At 45.1% G+C, this 17564-nt stretch carries 21 protein-coding genes; 1 reads left to right on the top strand and 20 read right to left on the bottom strand.

Annotated elements, in window-relative coordinates; translation table 11 throughout:
* Positions 1-44: 44 nt before the first annotated feature.
* Genes DK428_RS05870 through DK428_RS05950 form a run of 17 tightly spaced genes read right to left on the bottom strand, consistent with a single transcriptional unit; the run spans position 45 to position 14307 of the window.
* The gene (locus DK428_RS05870) at positions 45-488 is read right to left on the bottom strand and encodes a hotdog family protein (protein ID WP_109064591.1); all 444 of its coding nucleotides are present in this window, start codon (positions 486-488) and stop codon (positions 45-47) included.
* Complete coding sequence (locus tag DK428_RS05875; RefSeq protein WP_109064590.1) at positions 481-1704, bottom strand: beta-ketoacyl-ACP synthase; 1224 nt, start codon at positions 1702-1704, stop codon at positions 481-483. Before DK428_RS05875 ends, DK428_RS05870 begins: the two co-directional genes overlap by 8 nt.
* Positions 1705-1712: 8 nt before the next feature.
* Positions 1713-2192: a hypothetical protein gene (locus tag DK428_RS05880; protein WP_109064620.1), complete on the bottom strand. Its 480-nt coding sequence runs from the start codon at positions 2190-2192 to the stop codon at positions 1713-1715.
* 16 nt (positions 2193-2208) lie between these two features.
* Positions 2209-3444 (bottom strand): NAD(P)/FAD-dependent oxidoreductase, encoded by a 1236-nt coding sequence (locus DK428_RS05885; RefSeq protein WP_204352444.1) that lies wholly within the window; start codon positions 3442-3444, stop codon positions 2209-2211.
* Positions 3441-5726, bottom strand: a complete 2286-nt coding sequence (locus DK428_RS05890) for an MMPL family transporter (RefSeq protein WP_109064588.1) — start codon at positions 5724-5726, stop codon at positions 3441-3443. The genes DK428_RS05885 and DK428_RS05890 overlap by 4 nt, the downstream gene beginning before the upstream one ends.
* Positions 5727-5732: 6 nt before the next feature.
* Positions 5733-6317 (bottom strand): LolA family protein, encoded by a 585-nt coding sequence (locus DK428_RS05895; RefSeq protein ID WP_109064587.1) that lies wholly within the window; start codon positions 6315-6317, stop codon positions 5733-5735.
* Positions 6310-6759: an acyl-CoA thioesterase gene (locus DK428_RS05900; protein WP_109064586.1), complete on the bottom strand. Its 450-nt coding sequence runs from the start codon at positions 6757-6759 to the stop codon at positions 6310-6312. The genes DK428_RS05895 and DK428_RS05900 overlap by 8 nt, the downstream gene beginning before the upstream one ends.
* Complete coding sequence (locus tag DK428_RS05905; protein WP_109064585.1) at positions 6756-7682, bottom strand: LpxL/LpxP family acyltransferase; 927 nt, start codon at positions 7680-7682, stop codon at positions 6756-6758. Before DK428_RS05905 ends, DK428_RS05900 begins: the two co-directional genes overlap by 4 nt.
* Positions 7679-8401 (bottom strand): glycosyltransferase family 2 protein, encoded by a 723-nt coding sequence (locus DK428_RS05910; RefSeq protein WP_109064584.1) that lies wholly within the window; start codon positions 8399-8401, stop codon positions 7679-7681. The genes DK428_RS05905 and DK428_RS05910 overlap by 4 nt, the downstream gene beginning before the upstream one ends.
* Positions 8398-9738 (bottom strand): AMP-binding protein, encoded by a 1341-nt coding sequence (locus DK428_RS05915; protein WP_109064583.1) that lies wholly within the window; start codon positions 9736-9738, stop codon positions 8398-8400. Before DK428_RS05915 ends, DK428_RS05910 begins: the two co-directional genes overlap by 4 nt.
* 2 nt (positions 9739-9740) lie before the next feature.
* A complete protein-coding gene (locus DK428_RS05920) occupies positions 9741-10286 on the bottom strand; it encodes a COG4648 family protein (protein WP_050692632.1) in 546 nt (181 codons plus the stop codon).
* 25 nt (positions 10287-10311) lie between these two features.
* On the bottom strand, positions 10312-11991 hold the full coding sequence (locus tag DK428_RS05925) for an ApeI family dehydratase (RefSeq protein ID WP_109064582.1): 1680 nt from the start codon (positions 11989-11991) through the stop codon (positions 10312-10314).
* Positions 11988-12239 carry an acyl carrier protein gene (locus DK428_RS05930; protein ID WP_050692630.1) on the bottom strand — a complete coding sequence of 84 codons (252 nt, stop codon included), beginning with the start codon at positions 12237-12239 and terminating at the stop codon, positions 11988-11990. The genes DK428_RS05925 and DK428_RS05930 overlap by 4 nt, the downstream gene beginning before the upstream one ends.
* A 1-nt stretch (position 12240) precedes the next feature.
* Complete coding sequence (locus tag DK428_RS05935; protein ID WP_005702927.1) at positions 12241-12504, bottom strand: phosphopantetheine-binding protein; 264 nt, start codon at positions 12502-12504, stop codon at positions 12241-12243.
* 1 nt (position 12505) lies between these two features.
* Entirely contained in the window at positions 12506-13270 is a 765-nt protein-coding gene (locus tag DK428_RS05940) for a lysophospholipid acyltransferase family protein (protein WP_109064581.1), read from the bottom strand.
* Positions 13255-13998, bottom strand: coding sequence for a beta-ketoacyl synthase chain length factor (locus DK428_RS05945; protein ID WP_109064580.1), 744 nt, complete (start codon positions 13996-13998; stop codon positions 13255-13257). Before DK428_RS05945 ends, DK428_RS05940 begins: the two co-directional genes overlap by 16 nt.
* A 6-nt stretch (positions 13999-14004) precedes the next feature.
* The gene (locus tag DK428_RS05950) at positions 14005-14307 is read right to left on the bottom strand and encodes a hypothetical protein (protein ID WP_239493780.1); all 303 of its coding nucleotides are present in this window, start codon (positions 14305-14307) and stop codon (positions 14005-14007) included.
* A gap of 297 nt (positions 14308-14604) precedes the next feature.
* On the opposite strand from DK428_RS05950, the gene DK428_RS05955 reads away from it, so the two are divergent.
* Entirely contained in the window at positions 14605-15030 is a 426-nt protein-coding gene (locus DK428_RS05955; RefSeq protein WP_109064578.1) for an excinuclease ABC subunit A, read from the top strand.
* A gap of 77 nt (positions 15031-15107) precedes the next feature.
* On the opposite strand, the gene yigB is transcribed toward DK428_RS05955, so the two are convergent.
* Genes yigB through dapF form a run of 3 tightly spaced genes read right to left on the bottom strand, consistent with a single transcriptional unit; the run spans position 15108 to position 17554 of the window.
* The gene (gene yigB, locus DK428_RS05960) at positions 15108-15821 is read right to left on the bottom strand and encodes a 5-amino-6-(5-phospho-D-ribitylamino)uracil phosphatase YigB (protein ID WP_109064577.1); all 714 of its coding nucleotides are present in this window, start codon (positions 15819-15821) and stop codon (positions 15108-15110) included.
* An 11-nt stretch (positions 15822-15832) separates the two neighbouring features.
* Positions 15833-16720 (bottom strand): tyrosine recombinase XerC, encoded by an 888-nt coding sequence (gene xerC, locus DK428_RS05965; RefSeq protein WP_005702171.1) that lies wholly within the window; start codon positions 16718-16720, stop codon positions 15833-15835.
* A gap of 9 nt (positions 16721-16729) precedes the next feature.
* Positions 16730-17554, bottom strand: a complete 825-nt coding sequence (gene dapF, locus DK428_RS05970; RefSeq protein WP_109064576.1) for a diaminopimelate epimerase — start codon at positions 17552-17554, stop codon at positions 16730-16732.
* Between the last annotated feature and the right edge of the window lie 10 nt (positions 17555-17564).

The following is a 17564-nucleotide window of genomic DNA, read 5'->3' on the forward strand; positions in this document are numbered from 1 at the left end:
TTTTGTTCCTGAATTTCAAAGTGCGGTGGTTTTTTTCAATGAATTTAAACTTGTGGTCTAAAGACATTGAGTGCGCCTTCCACAATCACTTGTTGATTGGCTTGGTCAATCAGTTGGCAATCAAATACCCCGAACCCGGTGGAATCTTCAATGGAGAGCTTTATTTGAATGCATAACTTGCTGCCCACGGCAATATCGGTTTGATGAATGCTAAGTTTGCGGGAGCCAATCCAATATCCCAAACTAATCGGTTTGTCGGCACGAACGCATTTACAACCGGCCCAAGCGGCAACCCCTTGCGCCATGATTTCAGCGCCTAAAAATGCGGGTAATTTGTTTTCTTTTAACAAGATATTGTCGTCACGAATTTCGGCTTCCGCCACCAGAAAGTCATCGCCGAAATCAACGACGCGATCCAATAAAATCATTTTTCCGGTATGGGGAACCAACGGGGTGATGTCGGTGATTGGGCACGTTAAATCAATCATCTCGTTCTCCTAAAATCAACACGGTGTTGTTGCCGCCGAAAGCAAAGGAACTGCTAGCGCCAATGCGTGGTGTGGTTTGCCAACGGCTTTGGGCATCGGTGATGTTGATCAAAGGTAGGGCGTCATCCCGTTGTTGATCCCACAATTGCGCCGGCAACTTGCCGTTAGGGTTTAACTTGCGATCGATGGTGCCCCATAAAATGGCGGCTTCGACTGCTCCTGCCGCACCAAGTGTGTGGCCGGTATAAGGTTTGGTGGTCGTACAAGGCGTATTATCACCAAATACTTGATGTACCGCGAGACTTTCCATTTGGTCATTATGTACCGTGCCGGTCCCGTGTAAATTAATCCAACCGATTTGTGCAGCACTTAATCGGGCGGAGTTTAATGCGTCTTGGAAAGCCGCAATGGCGCCTTTACCTTCAGGATGTGGCGAGGACATATGATAAGCGTCACTGCTGGCACCGTAGCCCAAGAGGGCGATATTGTCATCCGTTAATTTGTCACGGCTCATGATAAAGACCGCGGCGCCTTCGCCTAAATTAATGCCGTCGCGATTGGCAGAAAGCGGATTCGAGCGTTTGTCGGACAATACGGATAATGCCCCGAAGCCACTGATGGTGAGTGGTGAAAGTGCATCAACACCACCACAAATCACGGCATCGCATAACTCAGCGTTTAATAGGCGTGCCGCGCTGATTAAGGCTTTGGCGCCAGAGGTGCAAGCAGTGGAAATGCCGTATGTTAAACCTTGTAAGCCATATTGATAGGCGACAAAATCGGCCGGAGCGGAAAAATATTGCTGTTGCTGTTTGAATGGCGCGCCTTTCCAGTCTTGATGTCCAACGGCGTACTGAAACACCGGGATATTTTCATCTACGCCGGTGGTGGATGTGCCGATAACCACGGCAATGCGTTGACGACCAAAGCGTGCGATTGCCTGTTCAATTTGCGGTTCAATTTGTGCCAAACAATGCCAAAGCAGTTGATTATTACGGCTGGCGTGCAGGCTTGGCAAATCTTGTGGGAACGGGCGTAATGTTGTGTTTACCTCGCCGAATACGCGTTGTTTGCCCGCCATGTGATAATGGGTGAAAGCCTGATCGGAAGGCGCGAGCGGTGAAGCCTCAGCTGCCAATAAATGCTGAATATGCCGTTCAATGCCTTCTCCTAAACTGCTGAGAATGGCCGGTTTGGTTAAATAAAGTGTGGTCATTTTTCCCTTTAATTTAATTCTTCGATTCGCCAATGGCTTTGATCGGCTAAGTCAATTTCAATCGTGTTAGATAATTGTCTGATCTGCCAGACTTTCTTATTTTGAATAAAATAATCGGCGCCATTTGCCACGGGATTAATTGCGCTAAATGTAAATAGTGCATGGTTTGGGTTTAACGCCGTGGATAGCGCAGAAAAAAGCAGTTTGGCTTGTTGGTTGGGCATGACAAAACCGTCATTTTGCCATCCTTGCGTAGTTAAAATCACCCGCGCCAAAGGCGCACCAAGAGGATCCGTTTGTACCCAACGCCACTGTTGCGGTTCTGTTTGTAAGGTTAATAGGCTGGCTTGTTGGAGTTGATGTTGGGCATTTAATTGTTCCACTTTAAACACCCGAATGTTTTGTTGCTGTGGCGGCAAGTGTTTGACCGTCGGCAACGATGTGCAGGCAGTAAGCACTAAACAACACAACAGCAAGACATATTTCATCATCAGAGCCTAACCTTTAATCTTGGGTAGCGATGCCACAAATTTCTGCCAGCGCGTTTAAGCGGGGTGTGGATTTCGCCACAAATGGATTTTCCGTATCCCACGCATAGCCCGCCAAAATAGACGACAGCATTTGACGAATTTTAGGTTCCGGATTACGTGCATAAATCACATCTTGGAAAGAATTGTCATACCAACCGTTTACATAAGTGCGGAAGGCGTTCACGCCAACCATTAACGGTTCGCTAAATTCTGTTTGCCAATCCACCGTTTCGCCTTTGAGTTGGCGTGGAATAATACGCGACGCCAAACGGGCCGAATGTAAGGCGATGGTCACGCCGGAGGAAAATACCGGGTCAAGGAATTCGGCGGCGTTGCCCAACAAGGCAAAATGTTTGCCATATAACGCTTTTACGTTTGCGGAATAACCTTGAATCTGACGATATGGGAAATCATTTTCCCAATTGGCGTTAGCCAAAATGCGTTTTAACATCGGGCATTCCAACGCGAATTTTTTCAATATGGTTTCATTGTCGCCATCTAGGGTTTCCGGCAAACCCACCACACCGATAGAGCAACGGTTGTCGGCAAATGGAATCAACCATAACCACACATCACGGTGTGTCAGGTGTGTCGTGATCAGAATCTTATTTCGGTCAAAGTCAGGAGCATTGATATTGTCATCAATATGTGTGAAACGGGCGACACGGGTAGGCAGACTGGACGGTGTTTCTAAGTCCAATAAACGCGGCAATACGCGGCCATAACCACTGGCGTCCAATACAAAGCGGGCGGATAAATGATACTCTTCACCGTCTTCGCCACGGGTTTTTAATACGGCGGTTTCCCCCGAATTATCTAAACTGAGCACTTCATGGCCGAAACGGACTTCTACGCCTTTTTTGGCTGTTTCATCAATTAAAATTTTATCAAAAATACCGCGACGAACTTGGTAAGTCGTGCCCGGACCGGCAGTGAATTTATCGGTGAAATCAAAATAAGTGTAACGATTGCCCCAAGTGAAGGCGGCACCGTTTTTAAATTGGAAGGTTTTCTCGGCATTGACGGCGTCAACCAAGTCCGCTTCCGCTAAAATATCCATGCAATAAGGCAACAGGCTTTCGCCGATGACAAAACGCGGGAAATGTTGTTTTTCTAATACACAAACCTTGACGCCTTGTTTATGCAATAAGGAGGCGGCGACGGAACCTGCTGGCCCTGCCCCAATAATCACAACATCAAATTGATTCATTTTGATTCTCCATGACGTAGCATTTTAAAAGTTATAATTACGCTGAATAACACGCCAATACTCACACTTAACCCGAATGAGGCCACCGCAGGTGTTGAACTTAAGCCTAATAAGACAAAAGAAATGAGCGTGGTGGTTGCCGCCAATAATACCGCAATGTACTTACCGTATAAAGGCTCATTTGCGGTTTGCATATAGGCGGTGTAATCAATGCCGATGGCGGAAACCAACAACAGACCGAACATGGTAAATAAGCTGATTGGCCAACCAAACCAACCGAACATCGCCACCGTTGTTACAATGGCGCATAAAGGGGGTAACAACATTTTTAAGGTATTTTTGGTGCCGAAGAAACGCCATAACAAGAGCCCGGCAAACATGAACGACAGCACTTTTAACCAAGCCGCCTGATCTCGGGTGGCTTGGAAGGCCTGATTCAAATGCGCCCGTTTATCCTGCCAGAAAATATCCTGTTGATTGGCAAAATGCGCTAAGGATTGGATTGCTGAGCCACTTACCTGCACCACACCGGCCACTTTGCCGTTCATATTACCTAAATACAGCGTTTGCCATGCTTGACCGACTTGTGTTTGTAATACTGTGGAGAGTTGTAACGGTGAGGCATGGGTTAGGTCGGTGAGTGCCGTTTGAATACGCTCCGGTGGCACGCCGATGTCCTCTAAAATCGCATAATCTTGCGGCTTTAAATTTGTGTTAAGTGCTTGCAGGAATTGCGTTTGTTGCATTGGTGACATAATCCATTGGGACAAGGCTCGATAGGGGATTTTTTGTTCTACTAATTTTTGCGTGAGCGCGTCTTCTTTGGCTAATAATTCATCATCATTATCGGCGATTACCAAGAAGTAACGATTACCCAAATCAATCCCGGTTAAGTCTCCGATTTGTTTGGCTTCGTTAAGCATGCTTTGCTGCATGGAAACCCATTCTCGAATATCGTCCTGCCACTTAGATTGATACAAACCGCCGACAATGAATAATAGTAATAACGCCAGTGGCAACGGTCCGATTTCCTGCTGTAAAAACGCGTCGAAAAATGACCGCACTTTAGGGCGTGACGTTAGCGGTTTGGCTTGGTAACGACGAAAGCGCGACGGTAGAAATAATAGGGTCGCCAACATGGCCGCGATCAGGGCAATAGCGGAGAAAAGTGCGGTCTGTTTTAACACCGGAAGTGCGGTAAAGCCGAGCAGACCATAGCCCAAGAGCGTCACAAATAGGCTAATCAGAAAAGTAAAACGTAATTTCTTCATCGCCTGAACGCCATTCCACTGCAGGTTTGAAAGGGAAGAGGAGAGCCAGTGTAGCGGAAAATCAATGAGTACACCGATTAAACTGGTGCCGATGACGATGGTTAAAATATGAATTTGCCCAAAGGTCAGCACCGTTGCGGTGACACCGCTTAGCATCCCTGCCACAATCGGCAGAAAGAGCCATAATACGCGTAGCGTTCGGAAGGTTGTCAGCAGCAATAATAAGGTTAGGCTGACGCCGAGCAGGCTCATTAAGGTGCTTTCCTGTTCGGCTTTCATTTTGGCTTGAGCGGCAAACAGGGCGGCCCCGGTGGCTAGCATTTGCCCGCCGTTCGCGTCAACTTGCTTACGATTTTCCGTTAAAAGTGCGGTCAGTTTTAACGATGGATTGATCAAACTGCCCTGTGCCAATACGCCACGTAGCAAAACCCATGTTTTCTCTTTTTCGACAATATACAGCATGCCGTTTTCCGCATTCCATTGAACCCGGCTTTGGGATTGCGCCTGCGCTAACACAAATCGGCCGAAGCCCAACCAGTCTTGTTCTAAAGACAGTAAATTGGTTTGAGCAAACGGGTTGGTAATTTGTTCGGCATAGTGCTGAAAATAGGCTTGTGGATTATTCAGTAATTGCTGACGAATTGCTTGCGGTAAGGTGGCAAAGCGTAATTGTTTGATTTCTTCACGCAACGTTGTCAGATTCGGTTGCATTTTGTCGTTCACTTGCGTGAACAAGCCGCTTTGCTGCCATTGTTGTGCGATGTTCTCATTAAGTTGAAACGCAGTTTGCGGATCTTGATGGCCAATAAGTACGATAACTTGTTGATTAAGCAATGCTTCTTGATGTTGATCCGCTTGGATTTGTAAGTCTGTCCAACCTTGTTCTTGCGGTAACAGCGCGCGCAGGTCAGTTTGTAACCAATCGCCTTTCTTGACCAAATAGCCCAGCGTCACCAAGGTGGCGATTAAAAATAGGGCGTATAAACAGGAAAGTGCGGTGGTTTTTTTCATCGTTTTTTATTCAAGGGCAGATTGTGCCATGGCGGACAAGGGTTGATTTTGTTGAATGTGGTCAAACTGAATGTGGGTTTTATCCCCCTGTTTTTCGTTTAACACAATGGTTTTCACGACATTATCGCCTTGAATTTGAATGTTAGTAAAAATCTGTTTCATTAATAGCGAACTTGGCGTTAAGGTTAAATGCCAATGTTGTGCGTTACCGCCGAGTGTCACATCAAATTGTGATTTTAGCCCCGAAATGTCACCTGACAACAAGCCTAAAAACAGCGAAATTTGTTCCGCTTGTCCCATTTTTCCATTGGCGACCCATTGTTTTCCGTCCCATTGCATAATGCCGTCTTTTTTCACCCGTAATTGATTGGCAAAAGGTTTTTCCATTTGCCATAACAAGCCTTTTTGTGCCAAAAGCGTGAACTTGCCTTGGGTAGTAATAGGCTTGGTTAAGGATTTCAGAAAGCGTTGTTGGGTAAAATCGCCTTGCACGTTTTTAGGCGTTTGCAACAACGTGATCAATTCACCTTCGGAAAAGGCAAAGGTGAGTGGGCTAAGCAAGAACAAAACAAGAAGTAAGGCTTTACGCATGGCTTTTCTCCGCTTGAAAACTCGGGTGATTTTCCACCGCACTTCGCCAGCAAGGCGGAGTTTGCAGTTGCATTTCGCCGCTTTTAATTTCCACAGCCACTTGAGTGGTACTACCGCTGGTGAGTTTTTGTTTGGTTGCCAGATCACGAATAACATAATCAATACGAATACAACTTTCGTATTCTACCAAGAACAATTCTACGCGGATTTTCTGACGGAAAATGGTTGGTTTGACATACTTCAAATTTAACTGCACAACCGGCCAACCGTAGCCTTTTTCTTTCATCACATCATAGGTGTAATGAATTTCGTCTAAAAATGCACAGCGTGCCATTTCCAAGTATTTCACGTAATGTCCATGCCACATGATATTCATAGAATCCACGTCAAAAAACTGGATTTCATAGTCGGAAGCGTGGTGGCAATAAATGTGTTTTTTCATTTTGAATCGTCTTCCCAAAAATCGTAAAAGTTAAACCAATAAAGCGGATTTTCTTCACATTCTTTCGCCAGTAAATCCGCATAGCGTTGCATGGCCGCTTCAATATTTTCTGCGCGTTGCTTGCCACAGCCTTCAATCGGGGCAGAAAAATGCCGCAATTTTAAGTGGTAATCGCCCCGTTTTTTTAAGCAAAACACCGTATTAATCGGGGTTTTTAGTATGCTTGCCATTAGCCATGCCCCTTGCGGAAATTCTGCTTTTTCTCCTAAAAAATGAATCTTTTGGGTTTTGTCGCCGCGCACCGGAATGCGATCCGCCGCGATGGCAATCCATTCTCCCCGTTCGATACGGTCATGTAATTCCAGCATTTTTTGCGCATCTAAATCTTCCACCTGAATTAATGGTAATGAGGTAGCACCGGCTTTTTCCAAGGTTTCATTAAAGGCTTGTGCGTGGCGGTTATGTACCAAAATGTTTAATCGAAAATTACCGTGATGTCCACTGTCCACCAGGGCACGACAAATTTCAATATTACCAAAATGAGAACACACTAAAATCTGACCGCGGCCTTGGGAACGAATGGCTTGATAGACATTGTCCGTATCATCCAATACGAGATCAGGGTAACGAATTTTTTTCTGCCACACGGCAAAACGGTCGGTAATTGCCTCACCAAACGCCAAAAAATGCCGAAACAAGGCATAACGCGGCAATTTTATGTGTGGAAAAGTTCGTTGTAAGCGTTGTTGGTAGCGGGCAATATTTCGGCGCGCTTTCCTTGAGGTGAGAAAAAAATAACTCACCACAATAAACGTGATAAGACGAATTAACCACAGAGGACAATACTGCACGATTAAACGGGTTAAATTGAGGAAAAATTTACTGCCCCGTTCATGTTGTTGAGCCCAATGTTGTGAAGTCATACTTTACGTCCCGTCAATACCCTTGCCAACATACCGAAAAAGAGGCGGGTATGCATTTTGCTGATCGCCCAATTGTCGGCGAAACCGCGAAAATGCGACACACCGTCCAGTGTATAACGTACCGGTGTTGGCACCCAAACCAAAGGAATTTGGTGCCAGTGGGATTTCACTAAAATATCAATATCAAATTCCATGCGATTGCCTAATGTTTCCTGTTGCATTAATAGCAACATTGCTGCTAACGGATATAAGCGGAATCCACACATTCCATCTTTGATGTCGGTGGAAAGGGTGTGAATAGCGTTCCAAAAATCGGTGATTTTGCGTCCGTATAAGCGGGCTTTCGGGGCGTCTTCGCCATAAATAGGGTTGCCACAAATAAGTGCGGTCGGATTTTTTTGCATTTCCAGTAACATTTGTTGAATATCGGGCAGATGATGTTGCCCGTCAGCATCTACTTGAATAGCGTGCGTGAACCCCATGTTGAAGGCCTGGGTAAAGCCCACTTTCATAGCTGCGCCCTTGCCGCTATTTTGCGGGCAATAATGTACGATAACTTTCGGTGGATTTTCTAATTTTTTTAACACGGCCACATGTTCGGCAGAAGAGCCGTCATCTACAATCAGCACCGGTAACTCTAGTGCAAGCAATTGTTCTACCACATTGCCGATAGTATCCGAATGGTTGTAATGAGGAATAATGGCGATGACCTGATTCATGCGAAATGTTCCTCTTTTTGCATTAAAAAGACCTGCTCAAAATCCCGTTTGCCGATTTTCGATTGGCTGTTGCGTGGCAGTTCGTCGGTAAAGCGCCAGAAGCGCGGCAAAGCGGAATGTTCTTGGCTTTGCATAAGAAAATGACGCAAGCGGTTGACCAATTCATTGCGTCCTAATGTCTTATAGGCCTGAATACCTTCGGTATTTAATGCCGCCCAAGCCGCAGGCCGGGCGTGTTTGGGATGTTGTGCCACATAGCAATCCGCCAACCAAGGATGTCGCAGTAAATCTTGTTCGATTTTAACCAGTGAAATGCGTTTGTCGCCAAATTTTACAATGCGATCAATACGTCCCAGTAAATTGAATTTGCCGTTTACCAATTCGGCGGCATCAGCAGTTTGTTCTCGTTGGTTTAACCATGCGGATTCCACCCATAATGCGCCTTCTTCGTTCAATCCCACCTGTGTGAGCGGCGTTGGTTGCCATAAACCATCATCTGCACGAAAGGCAATCGCGCCGGTTTCCGTGCTGCCATAACATTCGATGACGTGGGTTTGTAATTGTTTACGCATGGCATTGCCAACATCAACAGGCAAGACGCCACCGGAAGAAATAATTCCGGCAAAAGGACATTGGGCTAATTTGGGCGCGTTTAAATTTAATCGGGTTAATAAGGCCGGGCTGCTGATCCACACCACTGAGGGCGCAGAGAGACTTTCTTCAATTAAATGTTCCGGGTAGGGTAATTGTCTGCGGGCAATGGTCCAGCCCATGGTCAACGGCAGCATAATGCGATAAGACAACCCATAATGATGTTGCGCAGAAACACTGGACACTAAGTGAATGTGATTGCCGGCGGAAAAAGGGAGTGATTGGCGGATAGCGTCCGCTTCAAGCCACATTTGCGCCGCGGTTTTTACCAAGATTTTGGGCTGTCCACTGCTGCCTGAGGTTTTTAACCATATTTCCGTTTGCGCATGGCAAGCAAAGTGCGGTGGATTTTCAGGATGTTTTTGCGTGACGCCATAGTGCGCAAATTGGGGATCATCAAACAGAAAATCGGCATTTTCTGCGATCCATTGCTGATTTTCTTCCAGTAAATTCGGCGGTAACAAAATGCGCACGCCGGCATGAAAACAGGCCAACATGGTGCAGGCGAACAGTGCGGCATCTTCAAACCAAAATGCCACCGTGCGGACATTATCTTGTCTTAACTGTGCCGCAATTTGCCATGCGCGGGCAATGAAATCCTGCCATTGCCAATCGGGATGACGCGCGATGAGCGTTGTTGTTTCTCTTAGCTTGTGCATAGAATCATTCATGGGTTTATCCATCATGTTTATTCATAATGTTGCTTAACTTTTTGACGAACCAACCACTCGCCTGCCATGACGACACCGATAACGCAATAAGAAATCACACCGGTGTAGAGTGCCCAAAAATCGTAGAATTTCAGCCAAATAGCGGCACCGGTAATGAGAATGTTGACAATAAATACGCCACACCAAAGTTGGGTTACTTTGCGCGTGTAACGCACGCCGGCTTCATTTAAATCCGGTGTCTGTAAGCGGGCGAGGCGTTCCACCACGGTTTGTTCGCTCCATAAACTGCTACCGAACAAAGAAAGCATTAAACCGTTAATAATGATTGGATACCAAAACATGGTTTCAATGGAGCGGGTGAATGCTACCACCGCTAAAATCAATGCTATTGACCACGCAAAATAACGTTGCCCTTGTTGTTGAAAACAGCCTTTGACCGCCCAAAGCACGGCCATGATCCAAGGCAAATGAAACAACATTTGTTGATTGTTCGCAAACAGCCAAATAATGGGATAGGCAATGCCGGTTAAGGTTAATAAGAGATTGATGAACACTTTAATCATGGTCTTTCACCGGCAGTATTGAAGATTATTTGAACGATTGAACAGCGTTTAAAATAGCCACGCCGCTACAACAAATTTCACCTTCCACTTTGAGTTGGAACGTCACTTTATCCCCTTGTCCGTTAAGCGTTAAGCTTAGTTCAAACTCATCATTCGGACGTAAAAATTTCTGGAATTTGAGTTTATCAATACGACAAAATCCCACATCTTGCGCTAAAAATTCACTGATTTTTTCGTTAATCCATTGCAATTCAATGACCCCCGGGACTAACGGGAAATTTGCAAAATGATCTTTAAGGTAAATCAAATCTAATGGCACTTTGCCTGTGGCGTGATAATGATGTTCATTTTGTTGTTGTGTAAACCAAATAGGATCGCGTTGCGGCTCAAGGCAAGTGCGGTTAAATTCTAACTTATTTATTTTAGATTGGCTGTTGCGCGGTAATTTGTCGGTAAAACGCCAAAAACGTGGAATGGCCGTCTTGTCTTGGGTTGCCGATAAGTGCGTTTTCAGCTGTTCCACCAAATAACGTCGTCCATGTCCTCGCAAAGCGTCGATACCTTGAGCTGTTAATCCCACCCACGCGGCCAAACGGGCTTGTTCGGGGTGTTGGGCGATATAGCAATCATCCACCCACGGATGTTGCATTAATTTACCTTCAATGCCGGCCAACGATGTACGTTTGTCGCCGATTTTTACGATGCGGTCACTGCGTCCGAGCAGGCGAAAACCGCCATCGGTGAATTCCACCACGTCTGCTGTTTGTTCACGATGGGAAAGCCATGCCCCTTCAATCCATAAGGCACCATGTTCGTTACTGCCTAATTGGCTGTTTGGTAGGGTTTGCCATAAATGGATATTGTCACGAATGGCGATTGGGCCGGTCTCCGTACTGCCGTAAATTTCAATAATCGGTTGTTGTAACAGCTTACGCATTTGTTCGGAGATCTCTTCCGGCAAAGCACCGCCGGAGGAAATTACGCCCGCAAGGCTTTTGGGCATTGTTGTGTTAAACCAATCAATCCGGGTCAACATGGCGGGGCTACTGACCACCACAACCTGTTTGGCCTTTTGCGCTTCGGCGATGATACATTCCGGATAAAACTGTTGCTTGCGACCGATTTGCCAACCGTTGACCAAAGACATCATGATGTGCACGGTTAAGCCGTAAATATGCTGAATGCTAACGGTGCTAAGGGCGGTAATATCATTACTGGCGCGTAAAGGAAGGGCAATAGCAAGCGCTTCGGCGCCAAGCCACATTTGTTCGGCAGTTTTGATAATGGTCTTAGCTTCGCCGGTGCTACCGGAGGTTTTTAACCAAATTTCCGTTTGATTGGTATAATCAAAGAGCGGTCGATTTTGCGGATGTTTTTGCACCTCTTGTTGTGCACCGAAATGCTCGAAATCTTCGGCGGAAGGTTGGTTTATTTCACTGTCCGTGAGCCAAAGATCGGCATTACTATTCACCCATTCTACACTTTCTGAGGTGAAATTCGGCGGGAAGAGCACTCGAACGTTGGCATTCCAAGCCCCTAACAGGGTACAGGCCAATTTGGCTCCGTCTTCCAGCCAAACGGCAATGGCACGAACTTGGCGTTGTTGTAGTTCGGCAGAAATTTGGCGGGCTTTTTGTTCAAAATCCACATAACGCCATTGCGGATCATGGGCAATTAAACTATTGGCGGTATATTTAGACATTATTGTGTGTTTTGACTCATTTTCAGCACGGCTTTCACCACATCATCCACCGTTCGAACATTGCGGAAATCTTCCGCCTGTAACTTGTGACCTGTTTTGCGTTTGATGTGATCGATAAGATCGATAGCATCAATACTATCAATTTCCAATTCTTCGTACAGATTAGTTTCCGGCTTAATTCTTTCCGGTTCGATTTCAAATAAAGACGCCAACGCGTCGCTGAGGAGATCGCGGATTTCTTGTTCGGTCATATTATGCCTCGCCTTTTTGCGCTCGAATAAATTTGGCTAAGGAGGTGACGCTTTCAAAATGATCGCGCAATTGGGTTTGTTCACTATCTAATTGCAAACCAAAGGTTTTTTGTACGGCCAGACCAAGCTCGAGAGCATCAACGGAGTCCAAACCTAAGCCATCGTCACCAAAAAGTGCGGTGTCATTTTCAATATCTTCAACACTGATGTCTTCTAACGCAAGGCTGTCAATGATTAATTGTTTAAGTTGTTGTTCCAGTTCCATTTTAGTTGTCCTTTGTATGTGTATTAAAATAATCTTCCAAGTATTTGGTTAATCTGCGTGAAGCCATTGGGATAGATTGTTCTTGTAGCCAATCTTGCGGATGAATGTCTTCACCGACGATGAGTTCATATTGAATGCGCGTTTTCGGGATTTTATACCATGGGTGCCCTTTCTTTAAACTGAGCGGATTCATGCGAATAATGACCGGAGTAATTACACGGGCACTACGTAACCCAATGGATACCGCGCCACGGTTTAATTTCACCACACCGTCCCAACCGGTACGGGTACCTTCGGCAAATAATAATAAAGCTTGTTCTTTCAGCACCTCGTCACTTTGCTCCAGTAATTCTACCGATTCCGTATTCGGTAAAAAACCGCATGCCAAAATTTGATTGCGCATGGTAGGGTTGTTGAGCAAATCTTTTTTCACAATGCAATTCAGGCTTGGACTTTGACCTAAAATTAATACTACATCCAACAAAGACGGGTGGTTCGGTAAAATTAATTGGCCCGGTCTGCCGAGTTTCTCAAAACCTTTATAACTGACTTCCAACACGCCGCCAAAAGACAGATAACGAATAAAATAATACCAAATTCGACCGACAAAACGGCGTACTTTCAATTGGGTTTGTAGGCTATTGGTTTGGTGATGGCGTGCATAAGGATATAACACCAACTGCAATAATGTACCGGCAACGCCCCAAAATAAAAAACCAATGGCTGTGCTCAAAAAACGGCGCAACCAATTTAGTTTTTCTGCCATGACCAAGATCCTCCGGTACTATTTGGCGTGCACCATTTAGTCTGGTTGAGATACTGATTTTTTACCCATTCTAATGCCGTATCAACAACAGCTTCACCTTCCGGCGGTTGGGCACAAAAACTGAGTTGATATTGCTTGCCGGCTTCAATAACCAGTGCTAAGGCATAACTGAACGGCTGACGTACTACGGGTTGCACATCATAACCCTGTTCTAAGGGCGATTCGGCAACGACGACCAACACGCGTTCGGCACCTTCTTTGAGTAATAAATAGGCTTCCAGTAATGCGATTTCCAAATTATCTTTATTGGCCATTAATGCGGTGGTTTCCGCCGTGACCTTACGCAATTCCGACCATTGCCCGATTAACGCATTATGCACCGATAAGCTGAAGGATGTCGGAGAAACATCGCCTTCCGTCAAAAGCGAATACCATAAGCTAAAATTACGATTAATCTCACTATTTGCCGAGGCATAAACCACCGGTAAATTGGATTGTTCATCAACCAGTGTCCAAGCGGCTTCAAAAATCAAACGGGCAGAATCACTTAAACGACGACGTTTAAGTGGCGGTAAAAATTCAAGTTTGGGCGCAAAATCAGCGAAATTTGTACAGTTTTGTTGCCAATGTGAATAGCCTAATTTCCAATCATGCTCACTTAATGTTTTATTACAAACGATATTCCAACAGCTGATATTAAATGAAAATTGACAAATAGTTTGAGTCATTATGAATTATTGAAATAATTGATTAATCATTAAATCCGTTTGGCCTTGTAAACCAACCTGATCAACGCGATCTTTTTCATCACCACGACGTTTGTAAGATAAGAAACCTAAAGATTGCTTACTTGCGGCATCACGCAAATCCAATTTTGCTCTGGCGATAATTTGACTATTCCCTTTGACCGTAAAAAATAAAATACGCTCACAAGTTCCTTTATCTTTTACTAATTGTGCGGAAATATTTTTATTTTTGAGACTTTGGGTTAAAGCTTCAATGAAATTATCCGGCGCGCTGTATGTGTTGCCTTTCAAGCAAAGGTGTTTGATATTGTAGCCGTTTCCTACCGGTCTAAGATCTGAAACGCCGGAAGAGCAACCGACTAAGCTAAATGCAGCAATGCAGAGGGGTAAATATAATTTTTCATTGGATTCCTGAAATTAGGCTAAAAAATAAAATGATAAATATACGAAATTTGCCCAATTTTACCTATGCTCCTATATGAAAGCAATTACCGAGCCATAAGAAAAGCTATATGTTAATTGTAGATAAAAGAAAAGTGTTATACTTAGCCGGATTTTATTATCTTTTCACTATTAAAGGAGATGTTTATGAAATTGATGACCAAATTCAGCGTTGCCGTAGCCTGTATCTTTATTGCCGCTTGTGCGCCGCGTGATACCGTTCACCACTTAGATATTCAAAGCGCATTAAATTCCCCTGAAGCGAGTGGCGTGGTGAACCCAAAAGTGAAACTTTATTTCGGGACACCGGCACCGGGTAAAGTGATCATTGCTAACGCTGTGACCAATAAGAAAACCAACGCAGCCAACAAATCTGACGAAAAAGCTTGCCAACGCGCCTTCTTGTCTGCAGTGAAACAATTACAGGAAAAAGCTGAAGCCTCCGGTGCTACCAAAGTGGGGAATATCGTGAGTTATTACAAGAAAAATACCTTCAAAAGCACTAGCCAATATGAATGCCATGCCGGGCATCTTATCGGTGGCGTAGCATTAAAAGGCGACATTGTTAAATAAACCGATTTTTAATAACAAAGGCATAGTTTCAACTATGCCTTCTCTGCTAAAAAACATTTTTAAAATCGACCGCACTTTTAAGCGTATAACGCTAATAACCCTACCAAATCCGTCATTTCTATTGTGGGTAAAATACGCGCCTCATTAAATTGATAAATGGATTTTCCGCTTGAATTTAACCATACCGATTGACAACCGGCCTGCATGGCGCCTTGAACATCGGTGATAAGGTTATCGCCAACATGCAAAATCTGATGCGTCGGAATATTAAAATAACGGGCAGTTTGGCTGAATAAATCAGCGTGGGGCTTGGCTCGTCCATGTTCGCCGCCACGGAGAATGACATCGAAATGATCGAGCCCGATACGCGTCGGATCCACATTGCCGTTGGTAATGGCAACTAATTGATAACGTTGTTTAAGCCGTTTCAGAATCTCAAGACTTTGTGTCGGTACGGTTATTTGATGACGCCAATGTAAAAAATATTTCATTGCCAGCGAAGAAATATCGGAAATTTCCACCGCACTTTTTTGCCGCGTAGCCAATAGCGCCTGTAAACTTTGCGTTCGCCACAAAGTCACATCTTCCTGTAACAACGGATCTTGCTTTGCGGTATGTTGTTTCCAAACGCACCATGATTCTTGATCAAAATCCGTTATGCCGCCATGAGTCTGCACAAACCGTATAAATTCGGCTTCTGCGTTGGCAATCACTTGTGTGTTGTCATATAGCGTGTCGTCGAGATCAAAACTCATCACCTGAAAGGGCATTAAAGTGCGGTAGAAAATCATGGCGTTTTTCCTTATTTTTTACGTTTTGCTCGTGGGTGGGCAGAGTCATAAACTTCCGCCAAATGTTGGAAATTCAGGTGGGTATAAATTTGCGTGGTGGACAGATTGCTATGACCTAATAATTCTTGCACTGCACGCAAATCGGAGCTGGCTTCCAACATATGAGTGGCAAAAGAATGGCGCAGTTTATGCGGGTTCAAATGGCTATTTAATCCTTGCCGAATGCCCCAGGTTTCCAAGCGCATTTGAATAGCACGATGTGACATACGATTACCTAACTGGCTGACAAATAGCGCCTCATCTTTCGGATTAAATAATAACCGCACTTTGAGCCATTGTTGAATGGCGTGGGAGGCGTAACGTCCCAGCGGTACCACCCGTTCTTTGTTGCCTTTACCAATCACCCGTACTTCACGCACACGGATGTTAATGCTGTTGAGGTTCAGCCCTTGTAATTCCGATAAACGCAAGCCTGAGCTATACAGTAATTCAATGATGGCACGATCGCGAATATCGATGGGCTCTTTGCTGTCGTTGGCAAGTAGCTGTTGCACTTGCTCGGTGTCAATATTTTTCGGTAAATGCTTGGCTTGTTTCGGCGCGGAAATACCGGTGGCCGGGTTGACTTTCAGTTCTCCAAGTTGCACCAAATAACTTAAAAACCGTCGTAATGCAGACAGGCGTAGCGCCAAACTTTTTTCATGTAAGCCGTCTTTGTGGCTTTGCGCTATGACAAAACGTACTACACTTGGTGTGACTTGTTGCCATTGTTGAATGCCGGCATGCTGTAAAATTTCGACAACACGTACCAACTGACGCTGATAGTTGCTCAACGTATGCGGGCTGACTTGGCGTTCAATTTTCAGATAAGTCCAATATTTTTGTAGTGCGTTTTGCATGGCGAAGTCTTACAAATAAATCACACCGTCGTAAACGTGAGTGGCGCTGCCCGTCATGTAAAGCGGATGACCTTCGCCTTGCCATTCAATGGTTAAACTACCGCCGGGCAAATCGACCTGTACTTCGTTGTCCAATACGCCTTGCATAATGCCTACCGCGACAGCCGCACAAGCACCGCTACCGCAAGCTTGGGTTTCACCTGCGCCGCGCTCATACACACGTAACTTAATATGTTTGCGGTTTACTACTTGCATAAATCCTGCATTGACCCGTTCCGGGAAGCGTTTGTGGTTTTCCAATAAGGGGCCGAGCTGTTCCACATTGGCGATCTGAATGTCTTCCACCTGTACCACGCAATGCGGATTGCCCATAGACACTGCGCCACACAACACAGTTTGCACCGTCGTGCGCAAAATATAATTTTTCTCGAATTTATTGGCGATAAATGGAATTTTGTTCGGCTCCCAAACGGGTTCGCCCATATTCACCCGCACATTGCCATCCTCTTTTACGCTAAGTACCATCTTGCCTTTTTGCGTGCTCACGGCGATGTCTTTTTTATTGGTTAAGCCTTTTAATGTGACAAAACGGGCAAAGCAACGCGCGCCGTTACCGCATTGCGCCACTTCGCTACCGTCCGCATTAAAAATACGATAATGAAAATCCAGTTCGGGATCATAAGGCGGTTCCACCACCAACAGCTGATCAAAACCAATACCACGATGACGATCTGCCAAGCGTTTGATGGTTTCTGTGGGAAAATAAACATTCTGCGTGACCGCATCCACCACCATAAAATCATTGCCCAGCCCGTGCATTTTGGAAAATTGCATAGTTGTCCTT

The organism is Aggregatibacter kilianii (genome assembly GCF_003130255.1).
Classification (GTDB): Bacteria; Pseudomonadota; Gammaproteobacteria; order Enterobacterales; family Pasteurellaceae; genus Aggregatibacter; species Aggregatibacter kilianii.

Coding starts and splice junctions, on each gene's coding strand:
- DK428_RS05870 (WP_109064591.1), bottom strand. CDS start 488: ATGATTGATTTAACGTGCCCAATCACCGACATCACCCCGTTGGTTCCC.
- DK428_RS05875 (WP_109064590.1), bottom strand. CDS start 1,704: ATGACCACACTTTATTTAACCAAACCGGCCATTCTCAGCAGTTTAGGA.
- DK428_RS05880 (WP_109064620.1), bottom strand. CDS start 2,192: ATGAAATATGTCTTGCTGTTGTGTTGTTTAGTGCTTACTGCCTGCACA.
- DK428_RS05885 (WP_204352444.1), bottom strand. CDS start 3,444: ATGAATCAATTTGATGTTGTGATTATTGGGGCAGGGCCAGCAGGTTCC.
- DK428_RS05890 (WP_109064588.1), bottom strand. CDS start 5,726: ATGAAAAAAACCACCGCACTTTCCTGTTTATACGCCCTATTTTTAATC.
- DK428_RS05895 (WP_109064587.1), bottom strand. CDS start 6,317: ATGCGTAAAGCCTTACTTCTTGTTTTGTTCTTGCTTAGCCCACTCACC.
- DK428_RS05900 (WP_109064586.1), bottom strand. CDS start 6,759: ATGAAAAAACACATTTATTGCCACCACGCTTCCGACTATGAAATCCAG.
- DK428_RS05905 (WP_109064585.1), bottom strand. CDS start 7,682: ATGACTTCACAACATTGGGCTCAACAACATGAACGGGGCAGTAAATTT.
- DK428_RS05910 (WP_109064584.1), bottom strand. CDS start 8,401: ATGAATCAGGTCATCGCCATTATTCCTCATTACAACCATTCGGATACT.
- DK428_RS05915 (WP_109064583.1), bottom strand. CDS start 9,738: ATGATGGATAAACCCATGAATGATTCTATGCACAAGCTAAGAGAAACA.
- DK428_RS05920 (WP_050692632.1), bottom strand. CDS start 10,286: ATGATTAAAGTGTTCATCAATCTCTTATTAACCTTAACCGGCATTGCC.
- DK428_RS05930 (WP_050692630.1), bottom strand. CDS start 12,239: ATGACCGAACAAGAAATCCGCGATCTCCTCAGCGACGCGTTGGCGTCT.
- DK428_RS05935 (WP_005702927.1), bottom strand. CDS start 12,504: ATGGAACTGGAACAACAACTTAAACAATTAATCATTGACAGCCTTGCG.
- DK428_RS05940 (WP_109064581.1), bottom strand. CDS start 13,270: ATGGCAGAAAAACTAAATTGGTTGCGCCGTTTTTTGAGCACAGCCATT.
- DK428_RS05945 (WP_109064580.1), bottom strand. CDS start 13,998: ATGACTCAAACTATTTGTCAATTTTCATTTAATATCAGCTGTTGGAAT.
- DK428_RS05955 (WP_109064578.1), top strand. CDS start 14,605: ATGAAATTGATGACCAAATTCAGCGTTGCCGTAGCCTGTATCTTTATT.
- yigB (WP_109064577.1), bottom strand. CDS start 15,821: ATGATTTTCTACCGCACTTTAATGCCCTTTCAGGTGATGAGTTTTGAT.
- xerC (WP_005702171.1), bottom strand. CDS start 16,720: ATGCAAAACGCACTACAAAAATATTGGACTTATCTGAAAATTGAACGC.
- dapF (WP_109064576.1), bottom strand. CDS start 17,554: ATGCAATTTTCCAAAATGCACGGGCTGGGCAATGATTTTATGGTGGTG.